We start from the raw sequence: 12,641 nt of genomic DNA, 5'->3' as shown, positions 1-12,641 counted from the left end.
CTCAGTCGCCTCAGTCGCCTCAGTCGCCTCAGTCGCCTCAGTCGCCTCAGTCGCCTCAGTCGCCTCAGTCGCCTCAGTCGCCTCAGTCGCCTCAGGGATGAGCGTTGATATTTGTGAAGTAGGCGGTGGCGCCGCTGGCTCAGTTGCTGTGGTTTGTTCAATCGTATGCTGCACGTCACTGCTGGATGCAGTCTGTTCGTGCGGATCTTCTACGTTTTGTTCAGCCAGCGATTTTGGCGCAATTTCTCGTTGAAGGGGGGGATTTGCGGCGCTCTCAGTTATTGGTGTTGAGGAGTCCAACGCGACAGTTTCAAGTGCAGGCGGAGGTGTATTTACCTCCTCTGTTTGAGGAGAGGGGGCGACCATGTCCACTGGTGCGGATGCTTGTATTTGGTCAGCTTGCTGAGTTTGTTCACTGTGCGGCGCTGGGTCCTCGACGATCGGTGTGGTGGTGGATGGTGTTGGATCTATTTCTGAATCGGCTTTGCCCGAAAGGTCTAAACTCGCCTCTGCCACCGAAGGTTCTGAAGGTGAAAATTCAGGTATTTCAACTGCAGATTCAGTTGTTCCTGCAAGTGGTTGATTTATAGGTTCGGGCATGTCTGTCGCAGTGTCTAGGGATACCGCTTCAACGGGCTCATCTGGCGAAGGCGACATCGTAGGCTGCGCTTGAGGGGCTTGCGAGATTTGATCCGAACTGGCGTGCGGCGCTGTTGGCACAAGGTCATTATTCCCAACCGATCCTACTCGTGGTTCGATCTCGGGGATGGTTGCTTCATTTGTAGAAGGTTGAGCAGACAGGGGTAGGACATTGTCTGTATTTTGATGCGCTGCCTCAGCGACTTGGAAAGCGAGATCAGATTGCTGCTCTGCAGAGGGCGGCACAGGTGAGGCGGCAGGTGCCTGAACAGGGGGCGCTGTCGGGCTAGATACAGCGGTTTCTTCCAGAGGAAGTTCTGGCGCGGCCAAACTTGATAGCGTGTGATCTTGCACCTCATTTGAAGCGATAGATCCAGTTACATCTGCGGACTGAGGGGGAGGGGTTTCAACCATGCCCTGATGGTCCGCCCCGCTTTCCATCCCCTGCGAAGGTTCAGTTGGCGTATCTGCCGGTGTTTGAGACGTTGTAGTTTCTGTTGCCGACAACAGATCTGGTTGAGCAGACGCCACTTCAACCGGCGCTGCAGCAGCTGGTGCGGTTGGTGTTTGTGCTTCAATGCCATCTGCTTCCAACGGATGGGAAAGTTCGGCAACGGCCTCCACGCCTTGGTCGCGTAAAATAGCCTGAACCTCTTTGATGGACAGGCCTTTGTCGTGCAACAGATGCCGTATCCCGCCTAACAGCAGCATATCGGTGGGACGGTAATACCGTCTTCCACCGGCTCTTTTCACGGGTTTGAGCTGGGTAAATTTACTTTCCCAGAAGCGCAATACATGCGCTTGTATCTCCAGCCACTCCGCTACTTCGCTGATGGTACGGAAGGCGTCTGGTGATTTTGACATCTATAAAGTCCGGTTTTACTTGCGATTGCCCTCGGCGACGCGGTCCTTCATCAGATGTGAGGGGCGGAAGGTCAAAACCCGCCGCGGCTGGATTGGCACCTCTTCACCTGTTTTCGGATTACGTCCAATCCGGGCTGTTTTGTCCCGAACGCTGAACGTGCCAAAGGATGAAATTTTAACTTGCTCTCCGCGAACTAAAGCATCTGACATGTGTTGCAACATGCTTTCTACCAATTGTGCGCTCTCATTTCTCGATAGGCCGACCTCGCGGAAGACAGCCTCACTAAGATCCATGCGTGTTAGCGTTTTTTCACTCATACCGTTCCCCGTTGTTTGCTCAACCATAGGGGCTTGGTAAAATCCCTGTCAATATCAATGAATTGCAGGTGAGCTTTGGGCGTCAAAGAGCGGTCACCAGCGCAACACTACCGCACCCCAGGCGAGACCACCGCCTATAGCTTCGGTAACAATCAGATCTCCTTCTTTGATCTGACCGCGCTGTTTGCCAACGGAGAGAGCCAGCGGAATAGAGGCGGCTGAGGTATTGCCATGATCCTGAACTGTTACCACAACTTTTTCCATGGGCAGGCCCATCTTTTTGGCCGTGCCTTGAATGATGCGAATATTGGCCTGATGTGGTACGATCCAATCGACATCATCAGCAGACATATTTGCGCGTGCCAAAGCCGTATGAGCGGTTTTCGCTAACTTTTCAACAGCATGGCGGAAAACCTGATTGCCCTGCATGCGGAGCTGGCCAGTGTTCTGAGTTGAAACGCCGCCATCGACATAAAGCAGATCTTTGTGGCGGCCATCTGAATTCAGATCGGTGGAATGTATACCACGATCATCGACGGCCCCGGCATGTTCCTGTGCCTCTAGGATCAGCGCTCCAGCGCCGTCGCCGAACAGCACACAGGTTGATCGGTCGTTCCAATCCAAGATGCGGCTAAAAGTTTCGGCACCGATGACAAGAACACGATTTGCCTGACCTGACAGGATCAAGGCGTTCGCATTGCTTAGGGCGTATACAAACCCTGCGCAGACGGCTTGGACATCAAATGCAAATCCACGAGTCATGCCAAGCGCGGCTTGAACCATGGTCGCAGCTGAAGGGAATGTCAGGTCCGCAGTGGAAGTGGCAAGGACGATGGCGTCAATATCGTCAGCGGCTAAGCCAGCATCATTCAACGCTGTGGCAGCGGCTTTGGTTGCTAGATCTGATGTATTTTGACCGTCAGCGGCGAAATGGCGACGTTCGATGCCAGAGCGGGTGCGAATCCATTCGTCAGTGGTGTCGAGTGTTGCTTCAAATTCCGCGTTTTCGACCACCCGTTCCGGTAAATAATGTCCGGTGCCAACCACCACTGCGCGTCGTGTCATGATTACCTGCCCTTGTCTTTATAATTTAGGAGGCTTCGGAGTGGGCCGAAGTTTGCTCATCTTGAGGTGGCTCTTTGGCAGAGGCAACCCGTGCCGCTAATTTTTCCGAAAAACCCTGTTCAGCCAGACGAAATGCCAGTTTGATTGCGGCAGAAACACCAGTCGCATCGGCGCCCCCATGAGACTTAACGACGGTTCCATTGAGACCAAGAAACACGCCACCGTTGACGCGGCGGGGATCGATCCGTTTTGACAGGCGTTTTAGCGAGGTCAGCGCAAGGACGGCTGCAATGCGAGACAATAGCGAATACTGAAACGCTTCTTTTAGAGAACTGCGAATGAGGCTGGCTGTGCCTTCTCCAGTTTTAATCGCGACATTCCCGGTAAAGCCATCAGTCACAATGACGTCTGCAACATCGCCAGGAATATCACTTCCCTCAACAAAGCCGACAAAGTCAAAATTGGAGGTCTCGGCTTCTTTGCTGATTAACCCATGGGCTTCTTTTAGTTCAGCGCGTCCTTTGTGTTCCTCGGTGCCTACATTCAACAATCCTACCCGGGGCTGGGCGAGATCCATAGAGTTGCGCGCATATGACACGCCCATCAGAGCAAATTGCAGCAGATCTTCCGCATCTGCTTTTACATCTGCGCCCACATCCAGCATCACGTTAAAGCCTTGAGGGTTGAGAGAAGGCCAAAATATCGCAATTGCGGGTCTGTTTACACCCGGCATTTTGCGTAATCTCAGCATACTCAGCGCCATCAACGCGCCCGTATTGCCACAGGAAACAGCGCCGTCTGCTTGGCCTTTTTTTACCGCATCAAGCGTTGACCACATAGACGTACCCTTACCATTGCGCATAACCTGGCTGGGTTTATCTTCCATTGTGACAACGTTACGCGCATCGCGAATCTGAACGCGATTTTGCAGATTTCGGCGTTTCGCAACCAAAGGGGTCAGCAGCTCTTCAGAGCCATGTAGAATAAATCTGATGTTGGGGTTTTTCTTTGCAGATTTAGCAAGGCCGGCCACCACTACTGCGGGGCCGGCGTCTCCGCCCATAGCATCGACGGAAATAGTGATAGGGCGGGCCTGCGCCTGACTGGAAACGGGTTCGCCGGTCATTTAAAGCCTGCCTGTATCAACAAAACGTGGGATTAAGCCGCGTCTTCGTCCAGATCGACTTCATTCGCCTGAGCGATTACTTCTTTACTGTCGTAATGACCGCAAGAAGGGCACACGTGGTGCGGACGGCGCAGCTCGCCACAGTTGGAGCATTCGTTGGGGTTTGCAGCAACCAGGGCATCGTGCGCGCGGCGGTTGTTACGGCGCGATTTGGATACTTTATTCTGTTGGACAGCCATGTCTCAACCTTCGTAACTGGGGCTTTGGGGAGATCCCCGCAGCGTGTTTCTGTTCCGTTTTAATTCGGTGTGACGTGCGTTTACGCCGCAGTCTGCCTAATGTCCAACGATAAATCCGATGAGCGCGCGAAAATAGCGAGAATCTTTGCTTTCGCAAGGAGTTTTTACGGATCGGATCAATCGTTCTTAGAAAGTTGGGTGCATCGCCGTCATGAGATTAAAGAGAATCTACTCTTTTGCCGCACTGTTCAGCGCGTCTTTCAAGGCAGAGAGACCTGCAAACGGTCTGGTATCCTCATCTCGCATAGGGGTAATGCCAGGTTCAGCAAAGACAGCTTCGCCAAGTTGTGCATTTTTTTTGCGCGGAAATTCTGGGATTTCCAAGGCAAGCGCCTCTGCCATCAAGGCCTCCAGATCAATTTCAGGGCCGAGAGGTTCAATCGAATCATCTTCTTGCATTTCGATCTCTTCCTCGTCTGGCGTCTGCAGCTCACGCAGAAACAGGCGATGGACCGGGGTATCGACCCGTGTGCTCATTTGATCCAGTGTCACGACGCAGATTTGGCCAATCGTAGCGCCAAGGGTCGCTTTTAGTTGCCAGTCGCGTTTGCCATGTGCGTTGATTTCGCCGTGAAAACGGACTTTGCGAAGGTCCTCTAGGCCAAATTCCTGCGCAAGAGCCTTGAGCGCCTCAGGTTCTGGGCGCAGGTCAAAAGAGGTCGGGCGGTTTTGCGACAGGTCCGCGACCCGAAATACGGTAGTTTGCGACATCGTGAAGTCTTTCGTTTCTTGAACCGAAGCTGTGGTTTAGGTAATCGGGTTGAAAGGCAGGTTCAAGCCAGAGGGGATGAACGGCATGACAAGAAAGAGCGAAATTCACAATAAAGCACTAAAAGCGACGGTGCTTGGTATTGCTCTCACCGCTCTGACAGCTTGCGCGTCAATCGATCGTAAGCATGGATACGTGCCAAGCGAAGAGCTTTTGGCTGATATCGTACCTGGGGTGGATACTAAAGAGGCCGTCGATGAAACCATCGGCCAACCGTCTACAAGCGGTGTGTTGCGAGACGGTGGATATTATTATGTGACGAGTGTTATCCGCAATCGCGGTGTGCGCGAACCCAAAGTCATCTCGCGCGAACTGGTCGCGATCAACTTTAATGAGACAGGCACAGTCACAGGTATTCAACGCTTTGGGCTGGAAGACGGGAAGGTTTTCCCCCTGCAACGTCGTATAACCGAATCTAATCTGCGCGATAAAACCTTCTTGCGCCAGCTGTTGGGCAACCTTGGGAATTTCAACCCAGGAGATTTCTTGAGCCCAGATAGCTAAGATAAGATAGGTCTACGTTGCAGTTTCCTATGTTTTGATTTTACGCGCAGGAGGTGCTTTGTGTGAAGCTCCAACAATCTGCAACGACGGCATGTGCTTGTTGAGTGCGCATGCTAAACAAGGTTTTTGGCACGCCCCGACGTAGAGGTGACGCAGCGGCAGCGCTTCATTTGACTGTCATGCTGATTAGGTAGCAAATCAATACGCAACCAAATTAGACCATCTGTTGATGTGGAGGCTCTGTATGGCTGAAGACGATGTTTTGCTGAGGAAAGGGCACTATCAAGCACGACTGGCGCGTGGGTCTGATGATATCGCTGCGGCACAGGCGCTTCGCACGCTGTGTTTTTGCACCCATGGTTGGGATCAGGACGGTCACGATCCAATCTGCACACATGTCTTAGTCGAAGACACACGAACGGACATGCTGGTGTGCTGCTTTCGTATGATGGTGCTAACGGGCGGCGATCACATCGCCGATAGTTATTCGGCACAATTCTATGACCTAAGCGCCTTGCATGCATTTGAGGGGCGATTGGTTGAAATGGGGCGATTTTGTATTCACCCAACCAATAACGATCCTGATGTTTTACGGCTGGCCTGGGCTGCGATGACGGTTTTTGTTGATCGCAATGACATTCAAATGTTGTTTGGATGTTCCTCTTTTGCAGGGACAGAAACCAAGGAATATTTGGATGCATTTGCAATGCTAAAACACCGCCATCTGGCTCCGGCGCGTTGGTTGCCGCGTGTGAAGGCGCCCAACGTCTTTCGTTATGCCGCGCGATTGCGGCGCAAGCCGGATGTAAAAAAAGCCATGATGCGGATGCCACCGTTGCTTCGGAGTTATCTTATGATGGGAGGGTGGGTCAGCGATCATGCCGTGGTCGATACCCAAATGAATACCTTACATGTGTTTACTGGGCTTGAGATTGGCGCAATCCCGCCCGCCCGCAAAAGATTATTACGCGCCACTGCTGTATAATCGATTTGTCGCGCTTGGGCGTGTGTCCCCACATTGACCTCTCGCCTTCTGAGCGGTAGCTGGCTCTTATGGCACGTATACCTCTTTTACAGATGAGCGGGATTTCTTTGACCTTTGGTGGAGATCCTATTTTTTCGGACCTTGATCTGGTGGTGCAACCCGGCGACCGGGTTGCTTTGGTGGGGCGCAATGGCTCTGGTAAGTCAACATTGATGAAAGTCATGGCTGAACTTGTCGAAGCGGATACTGGATCTATTGTGGTGCCACCTGGCAAAAGCGTCGGCTACATGGAGCAAGACCCAAAGATGGAAGGGTTTGCCACGCTTGGGGATTTCGCGGCCAGTGGGCTGGACGCAGGTGAGATGTACAAAGTTGAGCGGGCTGGAGAAGGCCTGAAGTTTGATCCAGCACGTCCCGTTGAAACGGCTTCTGGCGGCGAGCGGCGTCGGGCTGCTTTGGCCAAATTGATGGCTGAAGCGCCGGATCTGATGCTGTTGGATGAGCCGACAAACCATTTGGATATTGAGGCTATCACCTGGCTTGAAGGAGAATTGTCGGCCACACGTGCAGGATTCGTCTTGATCTCGCACGACCGTGCTTTTCTAAATGCGCTGACGCGCGCGACCTTATGGGTGGATCGTGGTCAGGTTCGACGACAGGAAAAAGGGTTTGAGGCCTTTGAAGCTTGGCGGGATAAGATCTGGGACGAAGAAGATCAGGCGCGCCATAAACTGAACAGGCTTATTAAGTCCGAAAGCCGTTGGGCAGTTGAAGGGATTTCCGCGCGCCGTAAACGCAATATGGGTCGCGTGCGCGCCTTGCAGGACCTCAAGGCAGAGCGTTCCAGTCAGATTAAACGCCAAGGCGCGGCTGAACTGGCACTTGAGGCGGGGCCCAAATCAGGGCGCAAAGTGATCGAAGCGGAGGGGATTACCAAGCAGTTCGGCGATAAAATCATTCTGACCCCCTTTGACCTAAAGGTGCAGCGTGGGGACAGGGTGGCGTTTGTGGGGCCAAATGGAACCGGGAAAACCACACTGTTAAAAATGCTGCTGGGGGAAATTGAACCAGACACAGGATCAATCAAACGCGGAACCAATCTGGAAGTCGCGCTCTTTGATCAAACACGTGAGCAGCTTGACCCGGATATGAGCCTTTGGGACAATCTGACCTCTGATCCATCTATGCGGGTCTCGGGTAAAGCGGATCAGGTTATGGTCCGCGGCCAGCCCAAACATGTGGTTGGGTATCTCAAAGAGTTTTTATTTGATGAACGTCAGGCACGGGCACCTGTTCGTTCGTTGTCTGGTGGGGAGAAGGCACGCCTGCTTTTAGCCCGTTTGATGGCGCGGACATCAAATCTGCTGGTGCTTGATGAGCCGACCAATGATCTTGATGTTGAGACCTTGGATTTGTTGCAAGAATTGCTGGACGCCTATGATGGCACAGTTCTCTTGGTGAGCCATGATCGTGATTTTCTGGATCGGGTTGCAACCACAACGATTGCAATGGAAGGCGGCGGTCACGCTGTGTCCTATGCAGGGGGCTGGAGTGACTATCTCGCGCAGCGCACGCCCAAAGACTCTGTTATTCGTCCGAGTAAATCCAAAACGCAGAGCAAGTCTAAGCCGACCACATCCAGAACATCGGAAAACGAAGGCTTAAGTTACAAAGAACGTCATAGATTAGAGGCACTCCCGGCTGAAATGGAACGTTTTGAACAGGAAATTGCCAAGCTTGAAGCATTGATGGCTGACCCTGATCTGTTCACGCGTGAACCTGTTAAATTTCAAAAGGCGACAGAAGCATTGGTCGAGCGTCAAAACAAACTTTCAGCTGCGGAAGAGGAGTGGCTAGAACTTGAAGAGAAAAATTCAAACTAGCTTCATGACGACTGATTGAATTGAGAGGTGTTTCGCTTTGGGCAAAGCCCAAAGCGACCAGCGCCGCGCCATAGGCGCGGCGCTTGGCCCAACCAAACGATGGGCTTTGCAAAAGCACAAGATTGGGCGGGAGCACCACGAGGTTAAAGCTCGAATTCGGGAGTTTCGTTGACCGCCATCAAGGGGGATTTAATCTCCGTTTATACAATCCATCACAATCAGTACCGCAACAAGACATGTGCTTCCCAAACGCTTTAACATCGCGGCGTCATTTGTGAGCTTGTCGCGGATTTCTTGTTGGAGGTTTGCTGTAATCGGTGGCAGATATACTGTGCGCAGGTGTCATGCCCCCATATAAGACGCCGCTAGGTCACCTGCCATGCATCCAGCGCAGATGCACTAGCAGTGATGATCACTCAGGTTCCGGTAAGGTTCGTTCTTGTCGCCATATTTGAGGGTGTTCGAATGTGGAAAGCTTCGGGCATGGACTAGATGTGGAACAGTGACGTGCTGTTACGCAGACATCAACCTACGATCCAGAGCAGCCAGAGGTTTCAAAACCATTCTCATTGGATGCCAATAGGCCCATGTTCCTCCCAGCTTATGCAGTTTTGCGCCCGTCCCCAGCTTAAATCGGGCAAGACCAGGAGCATCCTCGGTGTTTACCACACCAAGTTCGAGTGTGTGAAAGCCTTTACGTGACAACCAGCAAAGCGCCTCCCACATTAGCAGATTATGTGCCGAGAGCGTTTTGCCCCGTTCCGTGCTATAGGCCACATGGTAGGTTGCACAATTGCCATGTGTTAGAATGAGTATGGCTGCAACGGCTTCTGCCCCCTCAAAAGCCTGAAACAGTTTAGCTTGTCCTTTGTTTGCGCGCGCATAAGCCAAAGTGAGCTCGACAGGCCAGCTTTGATAACCACGGGTTCGGCCTTGCAAAATGTCTGCTTTAAAAAGCCAATGGTTTGGATCTTGAGGTAAGTTTTGTCGTGTAAGTCGCAGATTTTGACGAGCTCCATGGGTTAAGCGATTGCGCCACTTTTGATGCAGGGCCGCGCGCATTTTTTCTGTGTCTTTTGACATCGCGAGGACCGCGACGTGAGCGGGGCTGACCAAGGGCACAGCCCCGCATTTTGCCAAATGTGAGGTAGGTGCATCAGGTGAGAGGATAATGGGTGTATTTTTGAAGCCTTTTTCCTGCAGGTTGGCAAAAAGGCGCTTTGGTTCCTGCATGGTCGTTCGATTGACCATAGCAAGTGTTCGCCCCAGTCGCAGAGGTTTGGTCAAGACAAGCGTGTTGTCCAGATCTGATAAAACCACTGGGTTTTGACCATTCTCCCGCAGTGCCTTCAAAAATTCACCAGATTGTTGAAGGGGCTTGTGACGTTGTAGATCAGCAGAGCAGGGCGCGGAGGTGGTATGAGGTGTGAGGTCAAACATGCGCTTATTAAGCGGATGGAAACCTAAGTGTGGGTTAATGCGCTCATGAAAAATAGAATTAAAATCTATGGAATGTCCGCGTCTGCGCCACGCATGACAAAATCGGCGGCTTTTTTGATTGCTGTTGTTCTGTCCGTGCCGGTGTTTTGTGTACTAACAATGCTTGAGTGGCTATTGTTCTAATGCAAAACCGCCCCTTCGGTCGAAAGGGCGGTTTCGTTTTGTGATGGATCAATGACCTTAGTCAGCCAGCTGGATCAGTGCATGGCGTTTTTTACCCGCGCTGAGCTTAATAGGTGAAGAGAGTGCGGCCGCATCAATCATGAGGCCCGCATTGGTCAGAGGTGCGTCGTCGATCTTAGCGCCATTCTCATTGATCAGGCGTTTTGCATCCTTGCCTGATTTGGCCAGTCCAGACTTTACGATCAACTGTACAATCGAAATACCGTCGCCAAGCTCGCTTGGGCTGAGGGCGAGCGTAGGCAGATCTTCTCCAATACCACCTTTTTCAAATACTTCACGCGCCGTTGTTTCTGCAGCTTGGGCGGCATCTGCACCATGCAGCAAGGTTGTGACTTCATTTGCCAATATGACCTTGGCCGCATTGATTTCAGAGCCTTCAAGCTTGCCAAGGCGTTCACATTCCTCAACAGGCAATTCGGTATATAGTTTGAGGAAGCGCCCGACGTCCGCATCGGTGGTGTTGCGCCAGAACTGCCAGAATTCATAAGGCGAGCGCATTTCCGCATTCAACCAAACTGCGCCGTCTTGCGACTTGCCCATTTTTTTACCATCTGATGTGGTCAACAGTGGGGATGTCAAGCCAAAGATTGAATTGTCCAAAACGCGGCGGGTGAGGTCGATACCGTTGACGATGTTTCCCCATTGATCAGATCCCCCCATCTGCAGGATGCAGCCATACCGGCGGTTGAGCTCTAAAAAATCGTAGGCCTGTAGAATCATGTAGTTGAATTCAAGGAATGATAGCGACTGCTCACGATCCAGCCGGGATTTTACGCTTTCAAAAGACAACATCCGGTTGACTGAAAAGTGCCGTCCGATGTCGCGCAGAAACTCAAGATAGTTCAGGTTATCCAACCATTCGGCGTTGTTAACCATCAAGGCCTTGTTGGGTGCGTCCGTATCGTAATCGATATAGGCAGAAAATACCTTTTGGATGCCAGAAATATTGTCGTTGATTGCGGCTTCATTCAGAAGTGGGCGTTCATCAGCACGGAACGATGGGTCCCCCACTTTGGTGGTGCCGCCGCCCATCAGGGTGATTGGCTGATGGCCGGTCTTTTGGAACCAGCGCAGCATCATGATCTGGATCAGCGAGCCCACATGCAGTGATTTTGCAGTGGCATCAAATCCAATGTAAGCCGGGCGGACACCTTCCATCAAAGCCTCATCAAGGCCTTGATAATCGGTGCAATCCGAAAGGAACCCGCGTTCCATCATGACAGCGACAAAATCCGATTTGGGGTGGTAGGTCATTTCATGCCTCGGCGTTTAATATGCAAGCTGCTGTATAAAACGCATTTACAGCGGTGGGAACATGTTTTCCTGTGAATTTCATAAGTATACACTTTCAGAAAACGAAGCCTGCACCAAATGTGCGTGTTAGAGGATCGGCAGATATGGCCAAAGGAATTGGCAAGACAGGTGTTGCACGTGCTGTTGGCGCGATGAGCGGTACATCACTGGATGGGGTGGATATCGCGGAGCTTTTGACGGATGGCACAGAGATTAAGGGATTTGGGCGCAGCAGCTATCATGCTTACACTGCCGAGGAGCAATCAGTTTTGCGCGCGGCTCTTGGTCTTTGGTCAGGCCCCGAGGTAGAGGCTGCAGCCAAAGTAACGGATCAGGCGCATCAAACGGCGCTGACGGGATTTTCAGATGCAGATGTCATAGGGTTTCACGGGCAAACTTTAGCGCACGCTCCGCGCCAGCAGGGAACGCTTCAGGTTGGTGACGGCGCAGCCTTGGCAGTGGCGTTGAATACTCCGGTTGTCTGGGATTTCAGATCCGATGATGTGGCACTGGGAGGGGAAGGCGCGCCGTTGGCTCCGTTTTTTCATTTTGCCTGTGCTAAATACATCGATGCACAATCGCCTTTGTGTTTTCTAAATCTTGGAGGTGTGGGAAACCTGACCTATGTTGATCCGCGCTTTGAGAGGGCAGATGAACCCGGTGCATTGTTGGCCTTTGACACCGGACCTGCCAACGCGCCGATGAATGATTTGATGTTGGCACGGCGTGGTCAGGACATGGACAAAGGCGGGCAGCTTGCCAGCTCGGGGACAGTTGAAACGGGCGCCTTAGAGTTGTTTCTGGCAGAGCCTTATTTTGCAAAAATGCCACCTAAATCTCTGGATAGGAATGACTTTTCTGAGATGATAGGTCTGGTTTCTGAACTGTCAGACGCTGATGCCGTGGCCACGTTAGCTGGCATGTGTGCCGCATCCGTTGTGCAGGGCATGGAGCATTGTCCAAAGGCACCAGAGCGTTTGCTTGTCACGGGAGGCGGGCGGAAAAATCCAGTGCTTATGGAGATGTTGCACGTCGCGCTTGATATGCCTGTGCAACCTGTTGAGGAGGTTGGGCTGGATGGCGACATGTTAGAGGCGCAGGCCTTTGCCTATCTTGCGGTTCGGGTTGCGCGTGGGCTGCCCACGTCATGTCCGGGCACAACAGGGGTAAGCGCCTGTGTCGGCGGTGGTATCGTGAGCGTGCCCGAATAAAT

At 52.2% G+C, this 12,641-nt stretch carries 12 protein-coding genes; 4 read left to right on the top strand and 8 right to left on the bottom strand.

What is annotated here, in order from left to right:
* The 6 genes from BLP79_RS19805 to BLP79_RS07015 form a co-directional block, all read right to left on the bottom strand.
* Positions 1–1,503 (bottom strand): MerR family transcriptional regulator (locus tag BLP79_RS19805; protein WP_211477621.1); only part of this gene is annotated, 1,503 nt, incomplete at its 3' end.
* A gap of 15 nt (positions 1,504–1,518) precedes the next feature.
* The gene (gene ihfA, locus BLP79_RS07035; RefSeq protein WP_090217653.1) at positions 1,519–1,821 is read right to left on the bottom strand and encodes an integration host factor subunit alpha; all 303 of its coding nucleotides are present in this window, start codon (positions 1,819–1,821) and stop codon (positions 1,519–1,521) included.
* A 93-nt stretch (positions 1,822–1,914) separates the two neighbouring features.
* Positions 1,915–2,886 carry a beta-ketoacyl-ACP synthase III gene (locus BLP79_RS07030; RefSeq protein ID WP_090217589.1) on the bottom strand — a complete coding sequence of 324 codons (972 nt, stop codon included), beginning with the start codon at positions 2,884–2,886 and terminating at the stop codon, positions 1,915–1,917.
* A 25-nt stretch (positions 2,887–2,911) separates the two neighbouring features.
* On the bottom strand, positions 2,912–4,012 hold the full coding sequence (plsX, locus tag BLP79_RS07025) for a phosphate acyltransferase PlsX (RefSeq protein WP_090217587.1): 1,101 nt from the start codon (positions 4,010–4,012) through the stop codon (positions 2,912–2,914).
* 32 nt (positions 4,013–4,044) lie between these two features.
* A complete protein-coding gene (rpmF, locus tag BLP79_RS07020) occupies positions 4,045–4,251 on the bottom strand; it encodes a 50S ribosomal protein L32 (protein ID WP_090217586.1) in 207 nt (68 codons plus the stop codon).
* Between the two features lie 228 nt (positions 4,252–4,479).
* Positions 4,480–5,022 (bottom strand): YceD family protein, encoded by a 543-nt coding sequence (locus BLP79_RS07015; protein ID WP_090217584.1) that lies wholly within the window; start codon positions 5,020–5,022, stop codon positions 4,480–4,482.
* A gap of 85 nt (positions 5,023–5,107) precedes the next feature.
* Between BLP79_RS07015 and BLP79_RS07010 the strand changes: the two genes are divergently transcribed.
* From BLP79_RS07010 to BLP79_RS07000, 3 genes are all read left to right on the top strand, one after another.
* Positions 5,108–5,584, top strand: a complete 477-nt coding sequence (locus BLP79_RS07010; RefSeq protein ID WP_090217651.1) for an outer membrane protein assembly factor BamE — start codon at positions 5,108–5,110, stop codon at positions 5,582–5,584.
* A gap of 244 nt (positions 5,585–5,828) precedes the next feature.
* Positions 5,829–6,569, top strand: a complete 741-nt coding sequence (locus tag BLP79_RS07005) for a GNAT family N-acetyltransferase (RefSeq protein WP_090217583.1) — start codon at positions 5,829–5,831, stop codon at positions 6,567–6,569.
* A 68-nt stretch (positions 6,570–6,637) separates the two neighbouring features.
* Positions 6,638–8,452, top strand: a complete 1,815-nt coding sequence (locus BLP79_RS07000; RefSeq protein WP_090217581.1) for an ABC-F family ATP-binding cassette domain-containing protein — start codon at positions 6,638–6,640, stop codon at positions 8,450–8,452.
* Between the two features lie 513 nt (positions 8,453–8,965).
* Here BLP79_RS07000 and BLP79_RS06995 read toward each other — a convergent pair.
* Together BLP79_RS06995 and tyrS are read right to left on the bottom strand one after the other, a co-directional pair.
* Positions 8,966–9,892 carry a GNAT family N-acetyltransferase gene (locus BLP79_RS06995; protein ID WP_090217580.1) on the bottom strand — a complete coding sequence of 309 codons (927 nt, stop codon included), beginning with the start codon at positions 9,890–9,892 and terminating at the stop codon, positions 8,966–8,968.
* Between the two features lie 240 nt (positions 9,893–10,132).
* Positions 10,133–11,389: a tyrosine--tRNA ligase gene (gene tyrS, locus BLP79_RS06990; RefSeq protein ID WP_090217578.1), complete on the bottom strand. Its 1,257-nt coding sequence runs from the start codon at positions 11,387–11,389 to the stop codon at positions 10,133–10,135.
* A 143-nt stretch (positions 11,390–11,532) separates the two neighbouring features.
* Here tyrS and BLP79_RS06985 point away from each other — a divergent pair, with 143 nt between their 5' ends.
* Positions 11,533–12,639 (top strand): anhydro-N-acetylmuramic acid kinase, encoded by a 1,107-nt coding sequence (locus BLP79_RS06985; RefSeq protein ID WP_090217575.1) that lies wholly within the window; start codon positions 11,533–11,535, stop codon positions 12,637–12,639.
* The last annotated feature ends 2 nt before the right edge of the window (positions 12,640–12,641 follow it).

Origin of the sequence: Epibacterium ulvae, assembly GCF_900102795.1 — a bacterium.
GTDB lineage: Bacteria > Pseudomonadota > Alphaproteobacteria > Rhodobacterales > Rhodobacteraceae > Epibacterium > Epibacterium ulvae.
Note: the sequence above shows the minus strand (reverse complement) of the source record. Positions and strands in the feature narration are given on the sequence as shown.